The sequence below is a fragment of the Streptomyces sp. NBC_00210 genome (assembly GCF_045160975.1).
GTDB lineage: Bacteria > Actinomycetota > Actinomycetes > Streptomycetales > Streptomycetaceae > Streptomyces.
Window position 1 is genome coordinate 6,459,529 of sequence record NZ_CP108120.1, and the last position, 26,859, is coordinate 6,486,387.

At 70.9% G+C, this 26,859-nt stretch carries 25 protein-coding genes and 1 riboswitch; of the genes, 9 read left to right on the top strand and 16 right to left on the bottom strand.

Translation table 11 applies throughout. The annotated features are described in order from the left end of the window. Positions 1-117: 117 nt before the first annotated feature. The gene (locus OG729_RS29175; protein WP_360866357.1) at positions 118-750 is read left to right on the top strand and encodes a sulfite oxidase-like oxidoreductase; all 633 of its coding nucleotides are present in this window, start codon (positions 118-120) and stop codon (positions 748-750) included. A 19-nt stretch (positions 751-769) separates the two neighbouring features. Here OG729_RS29175 and OG729_RS29180 read toward each other — a convergent pair whose 3' ends face one another. The 6 genes from OG729_RS29180 to thiO all read right to left on the bottom strand — a co-directional run bounded on the left by OG729_RS29180 (position 770) and on the right by thiO (position 6,588). Further along, positions 770-1,261, bottom strand: a complete 492-nt coding sequence (locus OG729_RS29180; RefSeq protein ID WP_405808833.1) for a DUF4396 domain-containing protein — start codon at positions 1,259-1,261, stop codon at positions 770-772. Between the two features lie 81 nt (positions 1,262-1,342). Beyond that, positions 1,343-2,191, bottom strand: coding sequence for a deoxyribonuclease IV (locus tag OG729_RS29185; protein ID WP_405808834.1), 849 nt, complete (start codon positions 2,189-2,191; stop codon positions 1,343-1,345). 5 nt (positions 2,192-2,196) lie between these two features. Then, positions 2,197-4,167: a Stk1 family PASTA domain-containing Ser/Thr kinase gene (pknB, locus tag OG729_RS29190; RefSeq protein WP_405808836.1), complete on the bottom strand. Its 1,971-nt coding sequence runs from the start codon at positions 4,165-4,167 to the stop codon at positions 2,197-2,199. A 250-nt stretch (positions 4,168-4,417) separates the two neighbouring features. Continuing rightward, positions 4,418-5,212, bottom strand: coding sequence for a thiazole synthase (locus tag OG729_RS29195; RefSeq protein WP_360866345.1), 795 nt, complete (start codon positions 5,210-5,212; stop codon positions 4,418-4,420). Positions 5,213-5,218: 6 nt separating this feature from the next. After that, entirely contained in the window at positions 5,219-5,419 is a 201-nt protein-coding gene (gene thiS, locus OG729_RS29200; RefSeq protein WP_360866342.1) for a sulfur carrier protein ThiS, read from the bottom strand. After that, positions 5,416-6,588 (bottom strand): glycine oxidase ThiO, encoded by a 1,173-nt coding sequence (thiO, locus tag OG729_RS29205; RefSeq protein ID WP_360866340.1) that lies wholly within the window; start codon positions 6,586-6,588, stop codon positions 5,416-5,418. The genes thiS and thiO overlap by 4 nt, the downstream gene beginning before the upstream one ends. Next, positions 6,586-6,697: riboswitch (TPP riboswitch) on the bottom strand. (Overlaps the previous gene by 3 nt.) Positions 6,698-6,805: 108 nt before the next feature. Between thiO and OG729_RS29210 the strand changes: the two genes are divergently transcribed. From OG729_RS29210 to OG729_RS29230, 5 genes are all read left to right on the top strand, one after another. Then, positions 6,806-8,029 (top strand): NAD(P)/FAD-dependent oxidoreductase, encoded by a 1,224-nt coding sequence (locus tag OG729_RS29210; protein ID WP_405808839.1) that lies wholly within the window; start codon positions 6,806-6,808, stop codon positions 8,027-8,029. Between the two features lie 67 nt (positions 8,030-8,096). After that, the gene (locus tag OG729_RS29215) at positions 8,097-8,462 is read left to right on the top strand and encodes an Rv2175c family DNA-binding protein (RefSeq protein ID WP_307664016.1); all 366 of its coding nucleotides are present in this window, start codon (positions 8,097-8,099) and stop codon (positions 8,460-8,462) included. Positions 8,463-8,586: 124 nt separating this feature from the next. After that, positions 8,587-9,237 carry a thiamine phosphate synthase gene (gene thiE / locus OG729_RS29220; protein ID WP_360866336.1) on the top strand — a complete coding sequence of 217 codons (651 nt, stop codon included), beginning with the start codon at positions 8,587-8,589 and terminating at the stop codon, positions 9,235-9,237. A gap of 152 nt (positions 9,238-9,389) precedes the next feature. Then, positions 9,390-10,307: a methylenetetrahydrofolate reductase [NAD(P)H] gene (gene metF, locus OG729_RS29225; protein ID WP_405808842.1), complete on the top strand. Its 918-nt coding sequence runs from the start codon at positions 9,390-9,392 to the stop codon at positions 10,305-10,307. 51 nt (positions 10,308-10,358) lie between these two features. Further along, positions 10,359-11,216 (top strand): hypothetical protein, encoded by an 858-nt coding sequence (locus tag OG729_RS29230; RefSeq protein ID WP_405808844.1) that lies wholly within the window; start codon positions 10,359-10,361, stop codon positions 11,214-11,216. A 27-nt stretch (positions 11,217-11,243) separates the two neighbouring features. Here the strand turns inward: OG729_RS29230 and OG729_RS29235 are convergent, their stop codons facing one another. The 7 genes from OG729_RS29235 to OG729_RS29265 all read right to left on the bottom strand — a co-directional run bounded on the left by OG729_RS29235 (position 11,244) and on the right by OG729_RS29265 (position 19,639). Then, on the bottom strand, positions 11,244-12,755 hold the full coding sequence (locus OG729_RS29235) for a phytoene desaturase family protein (RefSeq protein WP_405808846.1): 1,512 nt from the start codon (positions 12,753-12,755) through the stop codon (positions 11,244-11,246). An 87-nt stretch (positions 12,756-12,842) separates the two neighbouring features. Then, positions 12,843-13,499, bottom strand: a complete 657-nt coding sequence (locus OG729_RS29240; RefSeq protein ID WP_360866325.1) for a DUF4126 domain-containing protein — start codon at positions 13,497-13,499, stop codon at positions 12,843-12,845. Between the two features lie 445 nt (positions 13,500-13,944). Then, complete coding sequence (locus OG729_RS29245) at positions 13,945-14,553, bottom strand: TetR/AcrR family transcriptional regulator (RefSeq protein ID WP_360866322.1); 609 nt, start codon at positions 14,551-14,553, stop codon at positions 13,945-13,947. Positions 14,554-14,591: 38 nt separating this feature from the next. Next, complete coding sequence (locus tag OG729_RS29250) at positions 14,592-16,679, bottom strand: YhgE/Pip family protein (RefSeq protein ID WP_405808848.1); 2,088 nt, start codon at positions 16,677-16,679, stop codon at positions 14,592-14,594. Continuing rightward, on the bottom strand, positions 16,651-17,568 hold the full coding sequence (locus OG729_RS29255; protein ID WP_405808850.1) for an ATP-binding cassette domain-containing protein: 918 nt from the start codon (positions 17,566-17,568) through the stop codon (positions 16,651-16,653). Before OG729_RS29255 ends, OG729_RS29250 begins: the two co-directional genes overlap by 29 nt. A 163-nt stretch (positions 17,569-17,731) precedes the next feature. Beyond that, positions 17,732-18,715, bottom strand: coding sequence for an MASE1 domain-containing protein (locus tag OG729_RS29260; protein ID WP_405808852.1), 984 nt, complete (start codon positions 18,713-18,715; stop codon positions 17,732-17,734). Positions 18,716-18,808: 93 nt separating this feature from the next. Beyond that, positions 18,809-19,639: a PP2C family protein-serine/threonine phosphatase gene (locus OG729_RS29265; protein WP_360866310.1), complete on the bottom strand. Its 831-nt coding sequence runs from the start codon at positions 19,637-19,639 to the stop codon at positions 18,809-18,811. Positions 19,640-19,846: 207 nt separating this feature from the next. Between OG729_RS29265 and OG729_RS29270 the strand changes: the two genes are divergently transcribed. From OG729_RS29270 to OG729_RS29280, 3 genes are all read left to right on the top strand, one after another. Next, positions 19,847-20,386 (top strand): SAV_6107 family HEPN domain-containing protein, encoded by a 540-nt coding sequence (locus OG729_RS29270; RefSeq protein WP_405808855.1) that lies wholly within the window; start codon positions 19,847-19,849, stop codon positions 20,384-20,386. A 137-nt stretch (positions 20,387-20,523) separates the two neighbouring features. Next, positions 20,524-21,282 carry a methyltransferase gene (locus OG729_RS29275; protein ID WP_360866304.1) on the top strand — a complete coding sequence of 253 codons (759 nt, stop codon included), beginning with the start codon at positions 20,524-20,526 and terminating at the stop codon, positions 21,280-21,282. A gap of 250 nt (positions 21,283-21,532) precedes the next feature. Then, entirely contained in the window at positions 21,533-21,931 is a 399-nt protein-coding gene (locus tag OG729_RS29280) for a DUF3040 domain-containing protein (protein WP_405808857.1), read from the top strand. Between the two features lie 102 nt (positions 21,932-22,033). Here the strand turns inward: OG729_RS29280 and OG729_RS29285 are convergent, their stop codons facing one another. Genes OG729_RS29285 through OG729_RS29295 form a run of 3 tightly spaced genes read right to left on the bottom strand, consistent with a single transcriptional unit; the run spans position 22,034 to position 26,846 of the window. After that, the gene (locus OG729_RS29285) at positions 22,034-24,448 is read right to left on the bottom strand and encodes a transglutaminaseTgpA domain-containing protein (protein ID WP_405808859.1); all 2,415 of its coding nucleotides are present in this window, start codon (positions 24,446-24,448) and stop codon (positions 22,034-22,036) included. After that, positions 24,445-25,800 (bottom strand): DUF58 domain-containing protein, encoded by a 1,356-nt coding sequence (locus OG729_RS29290; protein ID WP_405808861.1) that lies wholly within the window; start codon positions 25,798-25,800, stop codon positions 24,445-24,447. Before OG729_RS29290 ends, OG729_RS29285 begins: the two co-directional genes overlap by 4 nt. Beyond that, positions 25,800-26,846, bottom strand: a complete 1,047-nt coding sequence (locus OG729_RS29295; protein WP_360866293.1) for a MoxR family ATPase — start codon at positions 26,844-26,846, stop codon at positions 25,800-25,802. Before OG729_RS29295 ends, OG729_RS29290 begins: the two co-directional genes overlap by 1 nt. Between the last annotated feature and the right edge of the window lie 13 nt (positions 26,847-26,859).

Genomic DNA, 26,859 nt, shown 5'->3' on the forward strand with positions numbered 1-26,859 from the left:
GGCGAATCTTCGCACCGCGGCCGGGGGCAGTCCAGTAAGTGCATGCTTAGTACGAGTTGCCCGAATCGGTCCAGACCTGGTCATGACCACCCCTCCCGGTCTGTCACCATTGAAGGCATGGGTCAGCCGGAAAGCCGGGAATACCGCGCATCAGAGGAGTCCGAGCTTCCCCCGGGGCAGCGACTGCAGCGTGGCTGGCCGGTCACTCACTACGGGCCCGTACCCAAGTTCAAGCCGGACCGCTGGGAGTTCAGGGTTTTCGGCGCCACGGCCGACGGCGGCAAGCACTGCTGGAACCACGAGGAGTTCTCGGCTCTGCCGTTCTCGACGGTGGTCGCCGATCTGCACTGCGTGACGAAGTTCAGCATGCTGGGGGCCGAATGGGGCGGTGTCCCCGCCCGTACGATCGTGGAACTCGCACCGCCGGCGGCGAACGCCACCCATGTCATGGTCTGGGCCGAGTACGGATTCAGCGCCAATATGCGGCTCGCCGACTTCGTCTCGGAGCGCACGATCTTCGCGACCCACAAGGACGGCGAACTGCTCACCGCCGAGCACGGCTTCCCGCTCCGGCTGGTCGTGCCGCATCTGTACGGCTGGAAGGGGCCCAAGTGGGTCCGGGGCGTGGAGTACATGACCGCCGACCGCCGCGGCTTCTGGGAAGAGCGCGGGTACCACAATCTCGGCGACCCCTGGCGGGAACAGCGCTACTCGTACCAGGAAGAGCCCGGGGACGGCCCCGAGCTCTGAGTCCTGGTGGCCGGCGCGGTCAGTGGTGGTACTGGTGCACCACCGCATGGCCCTTGCCGCGGCCGATCATCCACCTGTTCACGGGTGTGGTCACCATGAAGGCGACGACGAGTGAGATGCCGAGAGCGCCCCAGAACAGTGCGTCGGCCAGCTCTGCGTCCATGGCGCCCGGCCAGAGCACGATCACGCCGTTGTCGATCAGTTCCATCACGGCGATGGAGAGGGTGTCGGCGGCGAGGGCGACCCGGACCGCGGTCCTGAAGTCGACTCCGGCCCTGAGGACGCCGCGCAGCGTGAGCGAGTAGCCGAAGAAGAAGGCCAGGACGATCGCCAGGACCATCGTCGGGACGTTTCCCCAGCCCAGCGCGGTGCCGATGACCATACCGAGCACCTCGCCGATGGCGCAGCCGGTGAGGCAGTGGAGGGTCGCCTGGGCAGCCATGGCCCAGCTGACCCTGCCGTGGTCCTCGGGCGTGTGGTGCGTGTGCTCGGTGTGAGCGTCGTGCTGCATGAGAAGCCCCCAATGTCGGACAGCGGTTCCTGCTGAGCAAGAACCGTATACCCCCCAGGGGTATTCCTCTGTGGAGATCTCTCAGCGGAGTTTCTTCAGCCGCGCCACGTCCGCCGAGTGCCCCTCCTTGCCGCCGGGCGTCTCGATGATCAGCGGTACGCCCTCGGTCGCCGGATGCCGCATCAGCTCCCTGAACGGCTCCTCGCCTATGTGACCTGCGCCGATGTTCTCGTGCCTGTCCTTGTGGGCGCCGATCACGTCCTTGGAGTCATTGGCGTGGATCAGCTTGAGCCGACCCTCGCCGACCGTCTCCACCAGCAGATCCAGGGTCTGCGCCATCCCGTCCGGGCCTGCCAGATCGTGCCCGGCCGCGAAGACGTGGCAGGTGTCCAGGCAGACGCCCAGTTTCGGATGGGAGTCGAGCGCCTCGAAGTACGGCCCGAAGTCCCAGGTCCTCGAGCAGAGCGAGAAGCCCTGACCGGCCGTCGACTCCAGCAGCAGGAACGGGTCGTCGTCGTGCGTCAGCTCGTCGAGCAGCGGCAGCATCCGCTCGCGCACCTGCGCCAGCGCCACCTCGCGGGTCCTGCCGCCGGTCGCCGAGCCGGTGTGCACGACCACGCCCAGCGCACCGATCTCCCTGCCCCGGCGCAGCGAATGCCGCAACGACTCCACGGATTTCTCGGCGGTCGCCTCGGTGTGCGAGCCGAAGTTGATCAGATAGGGGGCGTGGACGTACGCCGAGATCCCGTCGGCGGCGCACTCGGACCGGAAGAGCTCGTCCTGCGCCGGGTTTCCGGCGGGCGTCGCCCAGCCGCGCGGATTGGCCACGAAGACCTGTACTGTCTCGGCCTCCAACTCACGGGCGTAGGCAAGACCGGTGGTGGCGAGGCCGCCGGCCACGGGGACATGGCCGCCGACGGGGTTGCGCATCAGAACTACAGTCCCTTGGTCTTGATGGTGATCGTGCTGCCCTCGGGCGCCTGTTCGCCCGCCGCTACGGACTGGCTCTCCACGGTGTCGCCGAGGAAGGGGAAGCTCTTCTCCACCTTGACCTCGAAGCCCGCGGACTTCAGCTTGTCGGTGGCCTCGTCCGCCTTCATGCCGACGACATCGGGAACCTCCACCATGCGCGGGCCCTTGGAGACCGTGAGCGTGATGGTGTCGCCGCGGGCCAGCTGGGCACCCTCGGTCGCGGACTGCTCGGCGATGGTGCCCGCCTCCTCGGGGGAGTTGATCTGCTCGGAGGCGACCTTGACCTTGAAGCCGGCGCCTTCGAGCTTGCTGGTGGCATCCTCCACCGACTCGCCGGTCACATCCGGGACATCGACCGGGGCGCCCCGGCTGACGACGAGGGCGACCGCGGAGTCGGGGCTGCGTCCGGTACCGGCCGCAGGGTCCGTACTGATCACCGAGCCCTGCTCGATCTCGTCGCTGAAGGACTTGGTGATCACACCCGGTGCCAGGCCGACCTTCCGCAGCTGCTGCTCGGCCTTCTTGAGCGGCATGTTCTCGACGTCGGGAACCCTGACGATCTCCGGGCCGCGCGAGACGATGAGCGTCACGGAGTCGTTGCCGCGGATGCGCTGATTGATCGCGGGGACGCTATTGATCACCGTGCCGCGCTCGACCGTCTCGCTGAAGTCGTACCGCACATTCTTCACGCCGAGTCCGGCGCTCTTCAGCTGCTGCCTGGCGTCCTTCTCGGTCTTGCCGATGAGGGCCGGTACGCGGGTGAACTGACCCGAGTTGATGTACCAGACGCCGGCGCCCACGCCGAGCACGAGCAGGACGGCGACCAGCATCGCGAGCATGCCGCGCCGCGGGACGCCCAGGAGGCGGGGCGGCTCGGGCTGGTGCGGCGGCTGCGGGGGCGGCATCACCAGCCGGGCGGTGTGGTCCACCGGTGGTTCCTCGCGGGAGATCAACCGCGGGATGACATCCGTACGGTCCTCGGACGAGGAGGGGACCTTGCCCGCGCTCTCGCCGGTCGTCCCGCTCTGCGCCGGGTGCTCGGCCGGAACTTCGGTACGCGCACGCGGCGGCACCATGTCCAGCTGCTCGTCGCCGAGCGCCGCACGGGCCTCGCGGACCTGCGCCAGCAGCGCCACCGCGTCGTGCGGACGGACCTCGGGGTTGCGGGCGGTGGCAACCGCGACCAGCTCGTCGAGCTCGACGGCGAGTCCGGGGAACTGCGCGGAGGGCGCCGGCATGGCCTCGTTCAGATGCTGGAAGAGCACCTGGGCGGGGGTGTCCCCGGCGTGCGGCTTGGCACCGGTCAGCATCTCGTAGAGGACGACCCCGCAGGCGTACACATCGGCGCGGGTGTCGGCCGTGCCGTGCTCGATCTGCTCGGGGGCGAGATAGGAGACCGTGCCCAGCACCGTGCCGGTGGTGTTGGTGACCGAGCCGACGGAACGTACGAGACCGAAGTCGGCGACCTTGACCCGGCCGTCGTCTCCTATCAGCACGTTCTCCGGTTTCATGTCCCGGTGGACGAACCCTGCCCGGTGCGCGGCGCCGAGGGCGGCCAGCACGGGCTCCAGGATGTCGAGCGCGGCGCGCGGCTGGAGCGCCCCACGCTCGCGCAGTACGTCGCGCAGGGTGCAGCCCGCGACGTACTCCATGGCGAGATAGACGTACGCACCCTCGGCGCCCTGGTCGAAGACCGCGACCACATTGGGGTGGGCGAGGCGCGCCACGGACTTGGCCTCGCGGATGAAGCGCTCCACGAAGGACGCGTCGGTGGCGAGGGCGGGGTGCATCACCTTGAGCGCGAGCACCCGGTCGAGTCGGGTGTCGACGGCCCGGTAGACCGTGGCCATACCGCCGACGGCGACGCGCGCGTCGACGCGGTAGCGGCCGTCGAGCACCTGCCCGACGAGGGGGTCCTTGAGGGTCGTATCCACGCGGGAGATTCTACGAGTCACCACGGACAGGCCAGACGCCCCGGGCGGGACCGGGGCCGTACTGCAGCCGAGCTGTGACAGCGGTGGCCTTTCCCGGGGGCTCCGCCCCCGGACCCGCCCCCTACGCCCTGCGGGCGTGGGGGGACCCTCAGCGCCTCAAACGCCGGCGGGGCTGAAAGTTCAGCCCGTCCGGCGTTTTGACGCGTGGGGGTCCTGGGCGGAGCCCCGGTTACGGAAACGGCCGCAGCGGTCAGAACGCCGGGCGTTCCGGGTCCAGGGCCGCGCGGCCCTCGTGCGGCGAGGACGCCTCCGCGAAGTGGCGGCGCGGAATGCGGCCCGCCCGGTACGCGAGGCGGCCCGCCTCCACCGCGTGCCGCATCGCCTCCGCCATCAGCACCGGTTCCTGCGCCCGGGTCACCGCCGACGCCAGCATCACCGCCGCGCAGCCCAGCTCCATCGCCAGCGCCGCGTCCGACGCGGTGCCCGCTCCCGCGTCCAGCACGACCGGCACGCGCGCGTGTTCGACGATCAGCTGGAAGTTGTGCGGATTGCGGATACCCAGACCGGAGCCGATCGGCGAGCCCAACGGCATGATCGCCGCACACCCCACGTCCTGAAGCTTCCGCGCCAGCACCGGATCGTCATTGGTGTACGGCAGCACCGTGAAGCCGTCGTCGACCAGCGTCTCGGCCGCGTCGAGCAGCTCGATCGGATCGGGCAGCAGGGTCCGTTCGTCCGCGACGACCTCCAGCTTGATCCAGTCCGTGCCGAGCGCCTCGCGCGCGAGGCGGGCGGTCAGCACGGCCTCGCCCGCGGTGAAGCAGCCCGCCGTATTGGGCAGGACCCGGATGTTCAGCTTCTCCAGGACGGACAGCACGGAGCCCTGGACAGTCGGGTCGAGGCGGCGCATCGCGACGGTGGTGAGCTCGGTGCCGCTCGCCACGAGGGAGCGTTCGAGCACGTCGAGGCTCGGTGCCCCGCCCGTACCCATGATCAGGCGGGAGTTGAGGACGGTGTCACCGATGGTGAGACGGTCGTCGGCCATGGTTGATCAGCCTCCCTGCACTGCGGTGAGGACCTCGACGCGGTCGCCGTCGCCGAGCAGCGTGCCCGACCACTCGCTGCGCGGGACGACCGCTTCGTTGACGGCGGCGGCGACCCCGGCGGGAGCGGCGGTGAGGGCCGTGACCAGGGTGTCCAGGGTGGTTCCGGCGGTGAGCTCGCGGGCCTCGCCGTTGACGGAGACGTTCATGCGGGCTGCTCCAGAGGTACGGGAGAGAAACGGCGCGGCGTGAAGGCGCGGGCCTCGTCCGGCAGCGCGCCGGTGACCAGCAGCTCGGCCAGCACATCGCCGGTGACGGGGGTCAGCAGCACCCCGTTGCGGTAGTGCCCGGTGGCCAGATGCAGACCGGGCAGCGCGGTCGGACCCAGCAGCGGGGCGTTGTCGGGGGAGGCGGGGCGCAGCCCCGCGCGGGTCTCGGTGAGCGGCAGCTCGGTGATGCCGGGCACCAGCTCGTGCGCGTCGCGCAGCAGCTCGTACACGCCGCCCGCGGTGACCGTGGTGTCCCAGCCGAGCTCCTCGCTGGTCGCGCCGACGACCAGCTCGCCGTTCTCGCGCGGCACCAGATAGACATTGCTGCCGCGCACCACGGCCCGCACGGTCCGGGAGAGGAAGGGCGCGTACGCGGGGGGCACGGTCAGCCGCAGGACCTGGCCCTTCACCGGCCGCACGGGAGGCAGTACGTCCGCCGGCAAGCCGCCGAGCCTGCCGCTCAGGCTGCCGCCCGCCAGGACGACCTGATCCGCGGTGAGCTCGTCGCCGTCGGTCAGTACGGCCCCGGCCGCCCGGTCCCGTACCACGGAGAGCCGCTCCGCCCAGCCGCGGTGGAAGATCACCCCGGCCCGTTCGCAGGCGGTGAGCAGCGCGGCCGCCAGTCGGCGCGGATCGATCTGGTGATCGCCGTCCACCCGCAGGCCCCCGCGTACGCCGGGTGCGAGCATCGGCTCGAGACGTCTGCATTCGCGGCCCGTCAGCCACTCCGACTGAAGGCCGGACTGGCGTTGCAGGGTGTGCAGTTCACGCAGATGCGCGCGGTCGTCGGCATCCAGCGCGACGGCGAGTGTCCCGCAGGCGCGGTACCCGAGGCGCTGCCCGCTCGCCTCCGCCAGCTCGGCGACGAATGCGGGATAGCGTCTGGCGGACTCCAGATTGAGACCGAGCAGCAGCTGCTCGCCGTAGTGCAGCTCGGTGACGGCGGCGAGCATGCCCGCGGCGACCTGCGCGGCGCCGCCGCCCGGCTCCGGATCGGCGACGGCGACCCGCAGTCCGCGCTGTGCCGCGCGCCAGGCCGTGACCAGGCCGATGATTCCGCCCCCGATGACGAGGACGTCTGAAGTGCGCGTTTCGGAAATACGCGACATGGGCGTCCAGCCCCTCCCTTCGCCGGCATGACCCGGATCAGGTTCGTACGGTCGGAGGCCGCCAGCCTCCCTCTCAGCCCGGTGCGTCCGGGCTCCCGCGAGTGCCTTACGGTCGCCACCCTAACCCCAGCCATCAGCTCGCAGTAAGGGAGTGCGGGGTGAGCGGCGTCGCGGATCCCGACTTCCTGACGGGTCGTCAGATCGTTAAGGTTGCAGGGTGAGCGAGCAGCAGCAGACAGCACAGGGCGGGCGCCGCGTGGTCGTCGTCGGCGCGGGAATGGCCGGCGTGCAGACCGCGGTGGCGCTGCGCGAGCAGGGCTTCACCGGACCGGTCACCCTGATCGGCGCCGAGCCCCACCAGCCGTACGACAGACCGCCGCTCTCCAAGGCGATCCTGCTCGGCAAGGCGGAGGGGTCGGCCTTCGAGGTCGACTTCGAGGCGCTCGACATCGAACTGCGGCTGGGCTGCGAGGTGACCGGCGTGCGCCCGGCCGCGCATGAACTGGACACCGAGGCGGGGCCCGTCCCGTACGACGTCCTGGTCATCGCCAGCGGTGCCGAGCCGATCACCCTGCCCGGCACCGAAGGCGTCCCCGGCGTCCATCTGCTGCGCACCCTCGACGACGCCGAGCGGCTGCGCCCCGTACTCGCGCAGCAGCACGACGTCGTGGTCGTCGGCGCAGGCTGGATCGGCGCGGAGTTCGCGACGGCGGCCCGGGAGGCGGGCTGCGCCGTGATCGTCGTCGAGGCCGCCGACCGCCCCCTCGCGGGCGCCCTGCCTGCCGAGATCACCGCCCCGATGGCCCACTGGTACGCGGAGTACGGCGCCGAACTGATCACCCACGCGCGCGTGGCCGACATCGAGCCGGGCACGGTGATCCTGGCGGACGGCCGCCTGCTCCCGGCCGGGGCGGTGGTCGTGGGCATCGGCGCGCGCCCCGCCACCGGCTGGCTCGCGGGCTCCGGCATCGGGCTCGGCCCGGACGGAGCAATCACCGCGGACGAGTATCTGCGCACCTCGCTGCCCGACGTGTACGCGGTGGGGGACTGCGCCTCCTTCCCGTCCGCCCGCTACGGCGAGCGGCTGCTCGTGCACCACTGGGACAACGCCCTGCAGGGGCCGCGCACGGTGGCCGCCAACGTCGTGGGCGAGGCCCCGCAGGTCTATGACCCGGTGCCGTATTTCTGGTCCGAGCAGTTCGGCCGCTTTGTGCAGTACGCGGGCCATCACACCGCCGCCGACACCATGGTGTGGCGGGGTGATCCGGCCGACGCCTCCTGGTCGGTGCTCTGGCTGCGCGAGGGTGCGCTGGTCGCGCTGCTCGCCGTGGGCAGGGCCCGTGACCTGGCGCAGGGGCGCAAGCTCATCCTGTCCGGCGCGCGGCTGGATCCGGACCTCGCGGCAGACCTGTCCGTCCCTCTGAAGGCGGCGGCTGTCTAGGGGGCAGCGAGCTGCCGCACGAGGGGTCCGGCTACCGACTGTCAGTCCGGGATGGCACGCTTGTCCTGTGACCGAGATTGACGCAAAAATCGATGCTCTCGTCCCCGCCTGGCTCCACCTTCCCGACATCGCGGAAATGCTCGATGTCGAGGTGACACGCGTACGGCAGCTGGTCAAGGAGGGCCAGCTGATCGCCGTGCGCCGCGGTGAGAACCGGGCGCTTCAGGTGCCTGCCGCCTTCATCGACGGCAACAAGGTGGTCAAGGGTCTCGCCGGGACCCTGACGCTCCTGAAGGACGACGGCTTCACCGACGAAGAGATGCTGGAGTGGCTCTTCACTCCCGACCCGACCCTGCCGGGCACGCCCGCGCAGGCGCTCAGCGAGAATCGCGGCACGGAGGTGAAGCGCCGTGCCCAGGCGCTCGCCGTCTGACATCCGGACTTCGTGATGCCACGTCCTGGCGTCACGGGGTCCTGAAGACAACACCACGCGGTGTGCGGGACGGGGGCCGAGCGTCCCTGCCCGCACACCGCCCACCCAACGGGGGGAAACACCCATGCCCACGGCTCGTGAGCTGCTGTCCGACGCCCGGCTCTATCTCTGCACGGACGCCCGGAAGAAGCAGGGTGACCTCGCGGAGTTCCTCGACGCCGTGCTCGCCTCCGGGGTCGACATCGTGCAGCTGCGCGACAAGGGCATGGAAGCGGCCGAGGAGCTCGAGCACCTCCAGGTCTTCGCGGACGCCTGCCGCCGGCACGGCAAGCTGCTCGCCGTGAACGACCGCGCGGACGTGGCCCACGCCATCGGCTCCGACGTGCTGCATCTGGGCCAGGGCGATCTGCCGGTCCCGGCCGCCCGCGCGATCCTCGGCGACCAGGTGCTGACCGGCCGCTCGACGCACGCGGAGTCCGAAGTGGATGCGGCCGTCGCCGAGCCCGGCGTGGACTACTTCTGCACCGGACCGTGCTGGCCCACCCCGACCAAGCCCGGGCGGTACGCCCCGGGACTCGGCCTTGTGCGGTATGCGGCAGGGCTGGAGACCGACCGGCCGTGGTTCGCGATCGGCGGGATCGACGCGGGCAACCTCGAGGAGGTGCTGGACGCGGGCGCGCGCAGGATCGTCGTCGTACGGGCCATCACCGAGGCCGACGACCCCGCGGCGGCGTCCGCGTCTTTGGCCAAGCGCGTCAGGGAGCGCGACGCATAGATGGCGCATGAGACGCATAGGCGGCGCGTGAAGGGGGCGCGGTGGACAACGGGAAGCGCATAACTGTCCGAGGGGTGGACATTAGGCAGACAATACGGACATATTCCCTGGTTCTGGTTGGGTGACCGTCGAGCCCTGGATAACCTGCAGTTATGGCCCTCGGAACAGCTTCCACCAGGACGGATCGCGCACGGACAGTGCGCGAGCTGCTTGCGACCGGCAAACCTTCCTACTCTTTCGAGTTCTGGGCGCCCAAGACCGAGAAGGGCGAGCGGAACCTCTGGAACGCGCTCCGCAGGGTCGAGGCCGTCGCCCCGAACTTCGTCTCCGTGACCTACGGCGCGGGCGGCTCGACGCGCGCCGGTACCGTCAAGGCCACCGAGCAGATCGCCGCCGACACCACCCTCACCCCCGTCGCACACCTCACCGCGGTGAACCACTCCATCGCCGAGCTGCGCAACATGATCGGCCAGTACGCCGACGCCGGGATCCGCAACATCCTCGCCGTCCGGGGCGACCCGCCCGGCGACCCGATGGGCGAGTGGGTCAAGCACCCCGACGGGGTGCGGTACGCGGCCGAGCTCGTCCAGCTGATCAAGGAGTCCGGTGACTTCTGCGTCGGCGTCGCAGCCTTCCCCGAGATGCATCCGCGCTCGGAGGACTGGGACACCGACACCCGGCACTTCGTGGATAAGTGCCGCGCCGGTGCCGACTACGCGATCACGCAGATGTTCTTCCAGCCGGAGGACTATCTGCGGCTGCGCGACCGGGTCGCGGAGGCAGGCTGCGAGACCCCGATCATCCCCGAGGTCATGCCGGTCACCAGCGTCAAGCAGCTCGAGCGTTTTGCCCAGCTCAGCAATGCCTCGTTCCCGCCGGACCTGAAAGAGAGGATCCTCACCGTCAAGGAGGATCCCGCCGCTGTACGCTCCATTGGCATCGAGTTCGCAACGGAGTTCTGCGCACGTTTGCTCTCCGAGGGTGTCCCCGGACTGCATTTCATTACGCTCAACAACTCCACTGCGACGCTCGAAATCTACGAGAATCTCGGACTGCACGAGCAGTCGTGATCGGTCGCACCCGCCCCCACCCCGGGCGGTGACCGAAGGAGAGGGGCGGGCATGGGCTGGACGGTCCTCTACGCCGCGTTCGGCATCGTCGCGCTGTGGCTGCTCGGCGAGGTGCTCTTGCAGTACAAGGCGCGACTGCGCTGGCGGCTGCTCGCGTTCGCCGGATTCCTCGGCGTGGTCGTCGGCGTACTGCTGCCCTCCGTCGTGGTGATCGCGCTGGGCGCGATAGCCTTCGCGGTCGGCCAGACGTACGTCACGCTCTCGTTCCGCCGGGGCTTCTCCACCGGCTGGGCGCTCGGCGGCAGTCCGGGCGTGAGCCGCCGTCGCAAGTCCGGCGCCAGGCCGGACGAGGCCGCTTTGCGCGAGCCAACACTCGAGGTCTCGGACCTCTCCTACGAGCACGGCGCGGCCGAGCCGGCGTCCGGATACGAGCCGGAGCCGGTGTACGAGCCGCAGCCGCTCCCGGACGACACCGGGCAGTACGGCGTCTACAGCGACCAGGCCTATGCGGCGGCGCAGCAGCAACAGGACCAGAGCCAGAGCTACGGCCAGTACGGCGGCATGTACGACACCTACTACTCCGGCTACGCCCAGCAGCCCACCGGCCAGGAGAGCTACGCCGGTCAGTACGACTACGGAAGCGGGCAGCAGCAGTACGCCCCCTACTCCGATCCGTACGTGGGCGGACAGCAGTACAACACGTACGACAGCTATGACAGTTACGGCGGCCAGCAGCAGTACGCGGACCCCTACGCACAGCCTCAGCACAGCGAGACGCCGCCCGGCGGGGTGTGGGTGCCCCAGCAGCGCGACGGCGAGCAGCAGGCTCCGCCGATGCCGGCGGAGCAGCCCTCGCCCTACGGCTACGACACCGGGTCCGGGTACAACGAGCAGCAGTACCGCTACTGACGCTTAGGGCCTGTCAGCCAGGGCCTGTCACTGAGAGCCGCGGAAGTCCGCGCCCTCCACGATCAGACCGGCCACCAGCGCCCCCGACATCCCCGCGTGCGCGAGAGAGCCGCCCGGGTGGGCCCAGCCGCCGGCGAAGTGCAGCCCGGGCAGTGGCGACCGGTTGGCCGCGGGCAGCAGCGCGCCGCGCGCACCGGCCAGCGCCGGGCCCGGCACCTGGTACATGCCCGTCTCGCGGAAGGTGTCGGCGGGGGTGCGGACCTCGCGCCACAGCAACCGCTCCCGCAGCCCGGGTATGGCAGCCTCCGCGGCCTCGGTCATCCGGTCGGCGAAGGCATCCACCGGCTGCGGCTCGCCGCCCCACAGGTTCTCCGAGGAGAACAGGCCTCCGGCCGGGACGGTCGCGGTGACCGTCACCGACTCATGGTGCCCGTCGGGGCGCAGCCGCTCGTCGTCCGGACGCAGCACCGCGACGGTCGGCCGGTCGGGAAGCCTGGCCCCCGCCAGGGCGTCCAGCTCGTCCGCCCGGTCCGCCGAGTGCACCAGCGTCCGGTGCACGGCGTCCGCGGGCCGCGCGCCCCGCAACGCCAGGCACACGGTGACCCGTCCGGTCCGTACTGCCGACTGAAAGCGGGGCCACTCGTCCTGGCTCTCCCAGCCGATGACCTGGTCCCGGTAGAGGGCGGGCACGGGCGCGCCCGCGACCACCTGGTCCGCCTCGATCAGCCGCCCATCGGCCAGCTCGACACCCGCCGCCCGGCCGTCCTTCTCCCGTACGCCGCTCACCTCGGCGCCGAAGACGAACTCGACCTTCCGGGCGAGGCACCGTTCGTACACGGCGTCAGCGAGTGCGCGCATGCCCCCGCGCACGTACCAGCTGCCGAAGGTCTGCTCCATGTACGGCAGCACGGCGGCGGAGGCGGGGGCGGTGACCGGATCGAAGCCGTACGACAGGGCGTAGCTCTCCAGCAGCGCCGCCAGCCTCCGATCGGCGAGCTCGCGCCGGCCGACCTCGGCGAGCGTCCTCGCCGAGCGCCGCAGCAGCCCGGACCTGAGCGCCGGGTACGGCTCCCGCTCCAGCGGGGACAGGTCGGCGGGCAGGGGCTCCTCGAGCAGGGGGCGCCGGGTGCGCTCCCAGGCGTCCCGCGCGCGGCCCAGGAAGTCGCCCCAGCGCGCACCCGCGCCCGCCCCGAGCGCCGCGTCCAGCGCGGAGACGATGCCGGCCCGCGAGGCATTCGGCAGGGACACCGCGGTGCCGTCGGCGAATACATGACGGCTCGCCGGGTCGACCTGGACCAGCTCGACGCACCGCTCCAGCGGCTCCTTGCCGGTCTTGACGAACAAGTCCCGCCAGACGGCGGGCAGATGCAGCAGAGCGGGACCGGTGTCGAAGCCGAAGCCCTCGCGCTCGAACCGGCCCACCGCGCCGCCATGGGTCGCCGAGCGCTCGTACACCGTCACCCGGTGGCCTGCCACGGCCAGCCGGGCGGCAGCCGCCATGGCGCCCATCCCGGCGCCGATCACCGCAATCCGTGCCATGTCAGCGACTTTATCCGCCGCCACTGACAGTGGGTCCAGGCGGTCCGGTCACCGGGGTTCGGGGCCGGCTGGGCTCCGGCGGGCGGATCACCAGGGCGGTGGCTGGGCCGCGCGGCTGCCGACCGCGTCGTCGGCCGGCGGCCTGGGGGCCGGCCCCCGGTAGGCGCGGCCCTCGCGGCGCTGCGCCCTGCGGCGCAGGAACCGGCGGATCCTGCCGGCGACGAAGGCCAGTACCACCACCCCCAGCAGGAGCAGCGTCCCGGCGATGATCGCGGCCGCAAGCGGATGGAAGACCGCGAACGAGATGATCCCGGCGACGCCCAGATCCTCCGCCGTGCTCAGCGCGATATTGCTGAACGGCTCGGGCGAGGTGTTCACCGCCATCCTCGTGCCGGCCTTGACCAGATGGCTCATCAGCGCGGCCGAACCGCCGACCGCACCGGCCGCGAGCTCGGGCAGTGAGCCGTTCTCCCCGGCCAGCAACGCCGCCACGACCGCGCCCGCCACCGGCCGGATCACGGTGTGCACCGAGTCCCACACCGAGTCGGCGTACGGGATCTTGTCCGCCACCGCCTCACAGAGGAAGAGCACTCCGGCCACGATCAGGACATCGGTGCGCTGAAGCGATTCGGGCACTTCGTCGGTGAGGCCGGTCGCACCGAAGATGCCGAACAGCAGAACCACCGCATAGGCGTTGATCCCGCTGGCCCAGCCGCTGGTGAAGACGAGAGGGAGTACGGACACGGACGCGATCGTAACCAGTCGGCTGCCCGCGCGGGTGGGGATGAGCACGGACAGCTGAGTATCCGTACCTAGTGGGCGAGATGAGTACGCGCGCGGATGGGGCCTCACCTGCGTAGACGGAAGAGTGGAGACCACGGAGGGGGCGCGGCGCCGGTACCGACGACACGGGGCGGCGGAACGGCGCGGCTCCCCTGACGGAACGGGGGTGCACGACGGAGAACCCACTGACCACGGGCTCTCCGGCACACGGGTTCTCCGGCTCCACGGGGGAACAACGGGGGCAGACGGGGAACAACGGGGGTACGGGGGAAACACGCCGGTCCGGCGGGGCTCGGGGGGATCGAGCCTCACCGGACCGGCACTTTTGTATCCGCGCGCTGTCAGGCGCACGCTCGCGCGGCTGTCCGGAGCGCGCACCGTCCAGCACGCGCGCGTGGAGCGCGCCTCAGCGGCCGCTGACCCGGCCGTGCAGCAGCCGCGACAGGGCGGAGTGCACATCGTCGAGCGACCGCTCCGGCTGGAAGGCCTGCCAGTCGAGCGCCGCCACCAGGACCATCCCGACCAGCGCCGCCGCCGTCAGCGGAATGTCGATCTCCTCGCTCAACTCCCCGTTCTCGACGGCTTCCCGGAGCACGTTCTCGACGACGGCCACCGCCTGCTGCCGCACCACGAGGAGGGTCGACTGCCAGGCCCTGTTGGTACGCCACAGCTCGGCGACGTACAGCTGGGTGAAGGCCGGATAGCGCTCGATGAACCCCAGACCGGCCCTGATCATCGCGTCCAGTGCCTCGACCCTGCTGCCGCCGCGCTCAGTCGTCTCGTCGGCGGCGGACTGCAGCGAGGAGGTGAGCAGGCCGACGCCGAACCGCAGCAGCTCCTCGAAGAGTTCGGTCTTGCTCTTGAAGTTGTAATAGACCGTGCCCTTGGCGACCCCGGCCCGTTCGGCGATCTCGTCCACCGTGGTGGCGGAGAACCCCTGCTCGGCGATGAGCGTCACCGCCGCCTCATAGAGCTTCGCCCGGGTCGCCCGGCGTCTGGTGCTCGTGCTGTCCATGCCGTCCATGGCATCGATTCTCACAGGTCCGGCCGTCCTCACAGACTCAGCTCCGGGTGCAGCCTGTCGAGCGTCCACACCTGCTTGCGCCGTGCGGAGACGGCGGTGAGCGCCAGCGCGCCCGCGGTGAAGGCGATCAGAATCGTGCACGCCTGCCAGACCGGGCCGAGTCCGCCGCCCGTGATGAGCAGGCGCAGCGTCTCGACGACGTACGTCATCGGGAGGAAGGGGTGGATGGCGTTGAAGAAACCGGGGCTGGTCTCCACCGGGTAGGTGCCGCCGGCCGAGGTCAGCTGGAGCATCAGCAACGCCAGTACGAGGATCCGTCCCGCCGCCCCGAAGCGGGCGTTCAGCCACTGGATGATGGCCGCGAAGCAGCAGGTGACGAGGGCGAGGAAGCCGATCGTCCCGGCCGTGTGGGTCATCTCGAGGCCAATTCCCCAGTGCAGCACGGACATCAGCGCGCCGACCTGCACCAGGCCGATCGCGGCGACGGGCAGCCAGCCGGCCACCGCGATCCGCCAGGCGGAGGCGCCGGCGGCCAGGGCCCGCCGGTTGAGCGGCTGGATGAGCATGTACGCGACCATCGAACCGACCCAGAGGGACAGCGGGATGAAGTACGGGGCGAAGCCGGTGCCGTAGTTGGGTGCCTTGTGCAGAGACTGGCTGGCCAGCTTCACCGGGTCGGCCATCACCTCGGTGCGGCGGTCGCGGTCGTTCTTGTCGTAGTCGGGGATCTTGTCGACGCCCTTGTTGAGCCCGCCGGCCAGCTCGGTCGAACCGTCCGCGAGCTTGAACATGCCGCCGTCCAGGCTGTTGGCGCCGTTCTTGAGCTTGCCGACACCACTGTCGAGATCCGTGGAGCCCGTCTTGGCGCTGCTCAGTCCGGTGTGCAGCTTGTCCGCGCCCTGAGCGACCTTCCTGGCGCCCGAGTTGAGCTCATTGATCTTGCGGACGGAGGACTCGAGGTCCTCGTCGAGGTGCGGTGACCGCTTGGCCAGGTCGTTCGCCTTCTTCTGCAGATCGGCGAGCTGGCCGTCGAGCTTCTTCAGGTCGCCGTTGTTGTTCTTCACCAGGGCGTTGACGTCGTCGGCGACCGTGGCGACATCGGCGGCTGTGACCTTGGCACGCTTGAGGGCGGGGCAGGCGGTCGGGTCGGGCAGCAGCGCGTCCTCGCAGTGCGATTTGTAGATGGCGCTCAGCTCGTCGGCCGACTTGTGGGCGAGGGCCGCGGAGCCGGGTGCCGTCTTCACGAGGATGTCGAGGTTGTGGCGCACCGCCTGCGAGGAGTCGGCGACCAGCCGGGCCGTGTCGCCGATCGCCTTGCCGTTGTCCTTGAGGTACGGACGGACGTCGGCGGCGATCCCGTTGACCTTGTCGGCGAGTTCCTGGGTGCCGTCGGCGACCTGCTGGGAGCCGGTCTCGAGGTCGCCCGCGCCCTTGTTGAGCTTGGTCAGGCCGCCGGCGAGCCTGCCGCTGCCGTCCTTGGCGTCCTTGAGCCCGTCCGCGAGGTCCTTGGAGCCCTTCTTCGCCTTGCCGATCCCGCCCTTGAGCTGGTCGGCGCCCTTCGCCGCCTTCTCGGTCGCGTCATGGATGTCGGAGAAGGAGATGAAGATCCGGTCGAGGAAGGAACGAGAGGTCTTGGTCGAAGCGGCGGTGCGCACCTCGGAGAAGACCGTTCGCGAGATCTGTCCGACGATGTAGTTGTTGGCGTCGTTCGTACGGACCTGAAGGGCGCCGGTCTCGGGGGAGTCGCCGGAGCTCGACGCGATGCGCTTGCTGAAGTCCTTCGGCATGGTGAGGGACAGGTAGTACGACCCGTCCTCGACGCCCTTGCGGGCCTCGGTGGCACTCACCTCGTGCCACTCGAAGACCTCGCTCTCATGCAGGCCCTTGGTGATTTCGTTGCCTGCCGCGATCTTCTTGCCGGCGGCGGTGGCTCCCTTGTCGTCGTTGACGAGTGCGACAGGGATCCGGTTGAGCTGTCCGTACGGGTCCCAGAAGGACCACAGGTACAGCGCGCCGTACAGCAGTGGGAGCAGCAGGATCGCGACGAGTGCGGCGCGCGGCAGCTTCCCCCTGCCGAACCGCTTCAGCTCAAGCGCGGCCAGTTTCGGCGAGCGCATCGGTCGTCCCCTCCTCGGTGGTGTCCTGGTCGGTGTCCGCGGACGCGTCTTCGGGCGTGACTTCGGACGTGGTTTCTGTGGCTTCGGTTGTGTTGGCGGGCACGGCGCCAGGAGTTGCGTCGGGCGCGGCTTCGCTCTCCAGGGCCGGGGCCGCGTCCGGGGCGTCCGGGTCGGTGGTGGCGGCCGTGCGGATCGCCGTCGTGCCCTCCGGCGCCTGACTGCACACGGTGAGCACCGTCGTGCCCGCCTCGGCGACCGAGCGCAGCAGCTTCCAGGCCTCGGCCCGGTCCGTGTCGGAGAGCTTGAGGTCGACGTCGTCGACGGCGAGCAGACGCGGCCGGCCGATCAGCGCGAGGGCGACGGACAGGCGCAGCGCCTCGAGCCGCTCCAGATCGCGTACGGCCGTGCGCTCCCCCTTGGGGAGTGCGGCCAGGTCCAGCCCCGCCGCCTCCAGCGCCTCGTCGATACGGCTGCGGGTCGCGGCTGCGCGCTCGGCCCGGGGCCGCAGCAGGGTGCGCAGCGAGCCGTCGAAGTGGCGTTGCAGCAAGCCCCGTTCACGCAGATGCTCGGCGACGGTCAGGGCCGGGTCGAGCTCGCTGACGCCCGTCACCGGGCCGAGCGCGCTGATCCGGCGTACCGCGGCCATCTTGCGCGGCAGCGGCAGACCACCGATCTCGGCGTGGCCCTCGGTGGGGCGCATCCTGCCGGCGAGCGCGAGCAGCAGGCAGGTGCGGCCGGAGCCGGACGGGCCCTCGATCGCGATGAGCGAACCGGGTTCCGCCTTGATGCTCACCGAGCGGAACGTCCAGCCGCGCGGGCCCTTGAGGCCGAAGTCCTCGGCGGTGACGGCCGCCCCGTGGCTGCCGTCAGGGCTGTCAGAGCTACCCACGCGTTCCCCCCAACATTTTTGAACTGACTGGTCAGTTCAAAAACTACTCCGAATCTCCGTCCGAAGCAAAAGAGGCTGGTTCAGCGATCGAGATCCCGTCCGCAGGCGGCCCTGTCCGTCGCGGCCTTGTCCGTCGCGGCCTTGTCCGTCGCGGTTCCGGGCGTCACTTTTCCTCGTCCTCGGCCGAGCGGAAGTCGTACGACTCCAGGCGCGGCTCCATATGGGCCACCATCTCGGCGAGCCGTGCGCAGACCTGTTTGATCTCCTCATAGGTCTTGTCGCGCTCGGTGATGACTGCCGCGAGCAGCAGGGCCGTCAGCGCCGTGGCGCCGTTGAAGGCCTGCAGCGTGACCATGTTGGCGAACAGGTCGTGACCGGCGAACGGGCCGGACTCCCGGGCCGCGGCGAGGATCGCCAGCGTCGACACCCCCAGCGCACACGGCGCGGCACCGGCCAGCTGGAAGCGGAACGCGGCCCAGATCAGGAACGGAAAGACGAGGAACAACAGGGCGGAACTGCCGGTACTGGTCGCCAGAATCGTCACGAGGAGCGTGCCCAGCAGCAGCGCCACCGCTTCGATCCAGCGGCCGATCCCGGCATCCCGTGGCCACCGGGCCCTGCGCAGCGCGAGCAGGAACGGAGTGACGACAAGGACCCCCATCGCGTCACCGGTCCACCACACCGACCACGTCGGCCAGAAGTCGCTCCCCTCCAGTGCCCCGGCAAGCACCAGCACCCCGCTGCCCACGGTCGAGCTGATCAGCATTCCGGCCAGGGCGCCGAGGAAGATCAGTGCCAGTACGTCCCGCAGTCGGTCCAGCTCGTTGCGGAACTGGGCCCGACGCAGCAACAGGTACGCGCAGACCGGAGCCAGGGTGTTGCCGGCGACGATGGTCAGCACGGCGAGGGGCGAGGGGCCGATGGACACATTGACCAGGAAGGCGCCGAGCGCGATGCCCGGCCAGATCCGCAGGCCGAGGACGAGCAGACTGGCCAGGGCCACTCCGGTCGGCGGCCACAGCGGCGTGACCTGACCGCGTACCAGCTGCTGAAGCAGCCCGAGTCGGGCGGCCCCGTAATAGAAGGCGGCGACAGCGAGGATCTGCAGGGCAGGAGGCCCATAACGGCCGATCTCCGCAGTGCGCACCACAGCATTCTGCGCTCCCGGTGGGCCCCCGGCGACCGGGACGGCGGGATCGGCTGTCCGGGCCGGGCGGGTCGAGTACGGTGTGCTGCGCGGTTACCCAGGCACCGGCGGGCCGTCGTAACGGACGACGAGGACGGCGGCATCGTCACGGTGACCGGTCCGTTCGGCGACCTTGATGACGGCCGAGGCCAGCACGTCGGGGTCGGCGTCGAATCCCGTGCGGGCCAGCCGGTGCACCTCGGCCAGGCCGGCCTCCATCGGGTAGGTCGGGCCTTCGACGACGCCGTCGGTGAGCAGAACGAGGACCCCTGCCTCCGTCAGCCGTCGGTGGGTCACCGGATAGCGCTCGCCCCGCACGACGCCCAGTGGCGCGCCGCCGCTGTCCAGGGCGATGCCGGAGCGGCCGCCCGCGGTGGCCCAGATCATCGGGACATGGCCGGCCCGGGACACGGTGAGATCGCGGCTGACCGGGTCGAACCGGAGGAAGCAGCAGGTCGCGAAGAGGCCGAAGCCCATCGAGATCAGCAGGTTGTTGGTGCGGCTGAGCACCTCTCTCGGATCGCTCGTCCCCTCGGCGAGGGCCCGCAGGCTGGTGCGGACCTGGCCCATGAACGCGATGGCCTCCACATCGTGGCCCTGCACATCGCCGATCGCGAGCCCGAGCGACCCGTCCATCATCACGAAGGCGTCGTACCAGTCGCCGCCGACGTCGAGACCGTCCCGTGAGGGCGAGTAACGGCCCGCGATATGCAGGCCGGGCAGCTTCGGCAACTCCGGCGGGAGCATATGGCGCTGCAGGACCATGGCCAGCTCGACGCGGGCCCGCTGCAGCTTGATCCGCTCCAGGGCCTGGTCGACGAGTTGCCCGAGGGTGAGCAGGAGTTGCTGCCCACTGTCGGGAGGGTCGGGGCGATGTCCGCGCATGACCGCTCCGGGGGATCGCGCGTACTACTCACCTCACCTTAGCCGTCCGCCCCCGTAAGCCACCTCTGTTGGGGAAAACAGCCGTCTCCACAAGGCAAGCAGCGGTCCCCACAGAGAAAGCAGCAGGTCAGAGCCGATTGTCAGTGGTGCCCCTCACGATGGACACATACGGCCACAGCGCCGTCACACGACGACAGGAGGTTCGTCATGGCCAGCTCCTACGCAGCAGCCGCACACCGGCGCCGCGCCACCGGCCCTGCCCCCTCACTGACCGGACCGGCGAACGACGTGCACCCCGTCCTGCGGCGGGCCTCGGCACCGCCCGCCGCCCTCGACCTGCTCGCCCAGGCCCGTACGGGTCTCGACGAGGCCGCCACTCTCGAAACGCCCAACGAACGGTATGCCACGGCCCATCTGGCCGCCCTTCGCACCGCGGCCGCGGTGCTCGCGGCCCGCGGCCGCCCGGAGACCAGCGAGCGCCGCAGGCAGCGCATCCGAAGTGCCTGGGAAGTCCTGCCCGAGATAGCGCCCGAGCTGACCGAGTGGAGTGCGCTGTTCGCCTCGGGCGCCCGCCGCAGGGCGCGCGCGGAGGCAGGCATACAGGGCGCGGCGAGCAGCCGCGACGCCGACGACCTGCTGCGCGACGCGGCCATGTTCCTGCGCCTGGTGGAGCGGCTGCTGGTGCTCCAGCCGGTGCTGCCGCAGCCTCGCGCCGAGCAGCCGGAGGCGGGAGGCGCCGCGGGGTGAGAGGGAGGGGCCGGGATGCTTGGCGGAGGCAATAGGGTGGGCTGCGTATTCACCGTTCACTCGATCAACACTCGAGCGACCGTCCACCCCGCTCACGCCCCGGGACCGGGGCGGCACCGTCCGAGGAGTCAACTGCCGTGTCGGACCCGATGCGCCCCCGCGCCTCCCTCCGTACCGCCGTGGTCTGGGAGGTCCTCAAGGACGCCCTCGACCGCCGGGTCAAGGCGATCGGGTCGGACGCCCTGGACATCCTCGACACCGGCGGCGGCTCAGGGAACTTCGCGGTGCCCGCGGCCAAGCTCGGGCACCGGGTCACCGTCGTCGACCCCAGCCCCAACGCGCTCTTCGCGCTGGAGCGCCGGGCCGCGGAGGCCTCAGTGGCCGACCGGGTCCGCGGGGTCCAGGGGGACATCCACGGTCTCTTCGACGTCGTCGAGCGCGGTGGGTACGACGCGGTGCTGTGCCATGGAGTCCTGGAGTACGTGGACGACCCGGCCGAGGGCGTGCGCAATGCCGTGGACGCGCTCCGTCCGTCCGGCGCCATCAGTCTGCTCGCCGCCGGGCTCGGTGGGGCCGTCCTCGCCAGGGCGCTGGCAGGGCACTTCACCGAGGCCCACCATGCGCTGAACGACCCGTCAGGCCGCTGGGGCAACGGCGACCCGGTGCCCCGGCGTTTCACCGCCGAGCAGCTGACCGAGCTGCTGGCCGACGCGGGCGTCGACGTGGGCGCCGTACACGGTGTCAGGGTCTTCGCCGACCTCGTCCCCGGCGTCCTGGTGGACACCGAGCCCGGCGCGCTGGACGCGCTGCTCAAGCTGGAGGCCGCGGCCGCCGAGCTGCCCGCCTTCCACTCCGTCGCCACCCAGCTGCACGTACTGGGCGAGAAGCGCGGCTGATCAGCGGCGCAGCCGCACATGGAGTACGCCACAGACCCCCCGATCGTGGCCTTGGCCCCGTATGATCGGGGGACACCATCCGGCATGACGGATTGGCGGTTGGGGAATCTACGCCTCAGCAGCCAAAGCCGCCGTGGCGGCCCGGACTGGCGAATTGGCGTAGAGGGCGGGTTTCACGGGGGCGATTCCCTGCCTATCCTGAAAGGGCCGCATACCGGTCGCCCCCGCGACCGACGACTAGGAGGACTCCGTGCCGCTCTCGGAGCACGAGCAGCGAATGCTCGAGCAGATGGAGCGAGCGCTGTACGCCGAAGATCCCAAGTTCGCTACAGCGCTTGAGGGAAGCGGGCTGCGTACGTACACCCGGCGACGGGTCTACCAGGCAGTCGTCGGCTTCCTGGTGGGTATCGCGCTCCTCATGGCCGGAATGGTCGCGCAGCAGATCTGGATCAGCGTGGTGGGATTCCTCGTCATGCTCGGCTGTGCGGTTCTCGCGGTCACCGGATGGCGCAAGGCGCCCAAGCCGGGTGAGCAACAGACCCTGGGGGACGCGGCAGCGACCTCTCGCCGCCATCCTCGTCAGCGCAGGTCGTTGATGGCCCGGATCGAGCAGCGGTGGCAGCGCCGCCGCGACGAGCACGGCAACTGAACTTCTTGCTTCACCGCCTCCACAGGCTTTACGGGTGAAGGGCTGATACGAGTGAGGGGCCGACGCAATCGCGTCGGCCCCTCACCCGTATCAGCCTTCGCATCAGCCTCGCTGCCGGGACGGGCGGCGCAGGATCTGCGACCACCGGTCCAGCCGCAGGCGGTGCACGCCCCAGCGGTCCGTGACCGCCGCCCAGCGCTCGGACAGGGCCCATACCACCCGGACGGTTGAGCGGGGCGCGAGCACTGCCCGCAGCTTCGTCCAACGGCTCACCGCGGCACCGAGTCCGAGCCGGATCTGCCCGACGTCTTCGGTCAGTCCCGTGCCCGGCCGGGGCACCGGCGCGTACAGCACCTGCTCCACCGCATGGGCCACCCGGTGCACCGCGTCCGCCGACTCGCCCTCAAGACGTCCCAGCCGGACGATGCGGGCAGCCGCCTTGCGGGGCGTCTGCGAGTCGTCGGGCAGGATGCCGTGGTCCCAGGCCGTGTCGGCGATCTCCTGCCAGGCCGCCAGCGTCCGGGCCGAGGCGTCCTCGGGCGTGCGCCCGCCGGAGCCGAGGCGGGCGGCCCGCACCCTGATCCGCCACAGCATCGGCAGCAGCGGTACGAGGACCACGGCCAGCACGATCACAACTACGCCCAGCACGGTCCCCAGCGAGGTGCCCGGGTCGGTGGGCGGCAGGATCTCCTGCGGGGCGGCCGCCCCGCAGTCGCCGAGCCGCTTCGCCTGCGGCGGGCAGCTGTCCGAGGCGGAAGGCACCGTGGTCGGCTCCGACGATGGAGTGGCCGACGGCTGGGCCGGGTTGCTCGGATTGCCGCTCGGCGACTCGGGCCGGGTGTAGTCCGGCGCGGAGCCCCGGCTCGGGGTCGGCTCGAACCGGGTCCAGCCGACGCCCTCGAAAAACAGCTCGGGCCAGGCGTGCGCCTCGCGCAGACCGACCGACATCGTGCCGTCCGGGCGCGGGGAGCCGGGCGTGAAGCCCACCGCGACCCGCGCCGGTATGCCCAGCGTCCGGGCCATCGCGGCCATCGAGAACGAGAAGTGGACGCAGAAGCCTTCCTTCTGCTTCAGGAACCGGCTGATCGCCTCGATGCCCGTACCCGACGCCACCTGTGTGTCGTACCGGAAGCCGCCGTCGACCGCGAACCAGTCCTGGAGCTTGACCGCCCGCTCGTAGTCGTTCGTGGCTCCCTTGGTCACCACCTTCGCTGTCTCCCGGACCACGTCGGGCAGCCCCTCGGGCACCCTGGTGTACTCGCGCAGCAGCTTCGGGGGCGCGGCCGGCGCCGAGGCCAGCTGATCCGCCGTCGGCTTCACCAGCAGGCTGGTGACGGAGTACTGCGCGCCGCGGGTGTTCTGACCGCGGTCGCCGACCAGCGTCCGCCCGGTGGGCTCGTAGCGCCAGCGTCCGTCGATCTGTACCTTCGTCGCCGGGTAGGGGAGCGGCAGCCAGCTCTGCTTGTACGAGCCCGCGGCGGAGAGGTTCGTCTTGATCTCGGTGACGCCGACGGCCGAGCTCAGCCCTTCCGGCTGCGGAAGCTGGTCCGGCACGTCCTTGACCTTGCGCTCCGAGGACTTCCACGCCGTCCCGTCGAACTCGTCCAGCGCGACGATCCGCAGATAGAGGTCCTTGGTGTCCGTCGCATTCGTGCGGTACCTGATGACCTCGCGGTTGTCGGGCTGGTTCAGGCTGTCCTGCAGCGAGACCAGCGGATTCACCGCGGAGATGGTGCCGCCGCCGGGTCCCGGGCCGTCGCCGCTGCCGGTGGCGCCCAGCAGCCCGCCGTTCAGCGCGGGCAGCGCCGCCGGGACCACCAGCGCGACACCGAGGGCGAGTGCGCCGATCCGGCGGCCGGTGCGGACCGGAGCGGTGGGATTGCCGCCCGCCGCGGGGACCCAGCGCCCCGGCCCGGGCGGGGCACCGCCGAAGACCCGGCCCCACTGGGAGAGCCGGTCGCGGCCCTCGGCCAGCAGAAGCACCAGATATCCGGTGGCAGCCAGCAGGAACCACAGCCAGCTCGCGCCGCCGCCGGCCAGGCCCGCGGCGACCGAGTACAGGGCGAGCAGCGGTAGCCCCGCCGGGGCCGAGCTGCGGAACGTCACCGCGAGGGCGTCCACCGCAAGGCCGATCAGCAGCACGCCGCCGATCACCATCAGCTTGATGCCGTCGGTCGCCGGCGCCGGGATCGCGTACCGCCCGACGTCCTCGCCGCCCGCGTTCAGCAAGTGGCCGAACTGCTGGAACACATCGGGTCCCGGCAGCACGCCGAGAATCGCCTGGCCCCGGGCGAAGACCATGGTGAGCAGCAGCAGCATGACAAGGGCCTGCACCGCCACCGTCAGCGGGCGGGCCAGCGGCACCCGCCGGGTCAGTGCGCCCACGCCGCTCAGGATCGCCAGCAGGAACGCCGCCTGCAGCATCCAGGTGGCCGGCTCGACCAGCGGCAGCATCGCGCCCGCCGCCATCAGCGTGGCGGCATAGGCACAGAGCGCCAGCCTTCCGCGACCGCTCATGACCAACCCCCAGAGAAACCGTTCGTACCGCTGCCGGAGGCCTCGGCGCGCTGCCGGCCGGCTTGCTGCCACAGCTCCGAGAGCGCAGCCCCCTGCGGCACGGCCAGGGCCGTCCAGCCCGCCTCGCGCAGCAGTCTCAGCCGGTCCTCGACGGCCCCGGCACTTGCGCCGCTCGTCACCCAGGCCTTGCTGTCCAGGACGAAGGCGACAGCGGCGCCGCTGCGCTGGCGCATGCGCCCCGCCAGGGCCGCCTGCTCCTCGTCCAGATCGCCGAAGAAGGCGACCAACAGCCCTTCGTTCCCGCCGCGCAGCACGTCGTACGACGGCGAGAGCCCGGTGCCGTCGGAGTGGTCGACGACCGCGAGCGTGTCCATCATCAGTCCGGCGGAGTCCGCGGACTCCTGGGTCGACCCGGCGAAGCCGTCGGCGCCCTCACCGGGCACCGAGTTTCCCGTGTCGGTCAACAGCCGGACCGCGAAGCCCCGTTCCAGCATGTGCACCAGCGCCGAGGCGGCGCCCGACACGGCCCACTCGAAGGCGGAGTCGGGACCCGCACCCTGATAGGCGGTGCGCCGGGTGTCGAGCAGCACCGTGCATCTGGCCCGCTGCGGCTGCTCCTCGCGGCGCACCATCAGCTCGCCGTAGCGCGCGGTGGAGCGCCAGTGCACCCGGCGCAGATCGTCGCCGTAGCGGTAGGTGCGCGGGATCACGTCGTCGTCGCCGGCCAGCGCCAGTGAGCGCTGGCGCCCGTCGCCGTACCCCGCGGCCTCACCCGCGAGCCGCACCGCCGGCAGCGCCTCGGTCTGCGGAATGACGGTGAGGGTGTCGTAGGCGCTGAAGGATCGGGTCAGCTCGCACATCCCGAACGGGTCGCTCAGCCGCAGTTGCAGCGGCCCCAGCGGATAGCGCCCGCGCAGATCCGAGCGCACCCGGTAGGAGACCTCGCGCCGGCCGCCCGCCTCCACCCGGTCCAGTACGAACCGGGGCCGCGGCCCCAGCACATACGGCACATGGTCCTGGAGCATCAGCAGCCCGGTGGGCAGCCGCGAGACGTTGTCCATCCGCAGATGCACCCGCGCCTCGGACCCGGCGGGCACCCGCGACGGGGAAAGACGCCGACTGCCCGCGACCCGGTAGCGGGTGCGGTACAGCACGGCCACACAGGCCAGCGGCAGCACGGCGAGCAGCAGACCGACCCGCAGCAGGTCGCCCTGCCCGAGGACGTACGCGCACACCATCGCCGCCACGCCGGCCGCGAGGAAGGAACGGCCGCGTGTGGTCAGCCCGCCCAGGGCCGCCCGCACGCCGCCCGTGTCCTTGCCTTCCGCGGCGGCGGGCGCCCCGGCCGACATCACAGCCGCCGGGCGCCGGGCTGCTGGCCGTAGAGCGGCGGCTGCGCCGGCCGGCCCGGGACGTAGCTGGTCTCCGAGCCGTTGGCCGTGGGCACGGGGGTGCGCTGCATGATCTCCAGCACGACCTGCTCGGCCGTACGCCGGTTCAACTGCGCCTGCGCGGTGGGCAGCAGCCGGTGCGCGAGCACCTGAACCGCCAGCGACTGGACGTCGTCCGGCAGGGCGTAGTCACGGCCGCTCAGCGCGGCGGTGGCCTTCGCGGCCCGCAGCAGATGCAGCGTGGCGCGCGGCGACGCGCCGAGTCTGAGGTCCGGGTGGCTGCGGGTGGCCGCCACCAGCTCCACCGCATACCGCCGTACGGATTCGGCGACATGGACCGTACGCACCGCGTCGATCAGCTTCACGATGTCGTGGGCGTGCGCCACCGGCTGCAGATCGTCCAGTGGCGAGACGCCGCCGTGCACATCGAGCATCTGCAGCTCGGCGTCCGCGCTGGGGTAACCGATCGACACCCGCGCCATGAAACGGTCGCGCTGCGCCTCCGGCAGCGGATAGGTGCCCTCCATCTCCACCGGGTTCTGGGTGGCCACCACCATGAAGGGGCTGGGCAGTTCATACGTCTGCCCGTCGATGGTTACCTGGCGCTCCTCCATCGACTCCAGCAGCGCCGACTGCGTCTTCGGCGATGCGCGGTTGATCTCGTCGCCGATCACGATCTGGGCGAAGATCGCGCCCGGCTTGAACTCGAAGTCACGCTGTTGCTGGTCGAAGATCGACACACCGGTGATGTCGGACGGCAGCAGGTCCGGCGTGAACTGGATACGCCGCACCGAGCAGTCGATGGACCGCGCCAGCGCCTTCGCCAGCATCGTCTTGCCCACGCCCGGCACATCTTCGATGAGCAGATGCCCCTCGGCGAGCAGCACAGTAAGCGAAAGCCGTACGACCTCAGGCTTGCCCTCGATCACACCCTCCACCGACCTGCGGACCCGCTCCGCTGTGGTGGTCAGATCTGTGAGGCTCGCTCGATCGTCATAGGTCGTCACCCGGCCCTCCTCG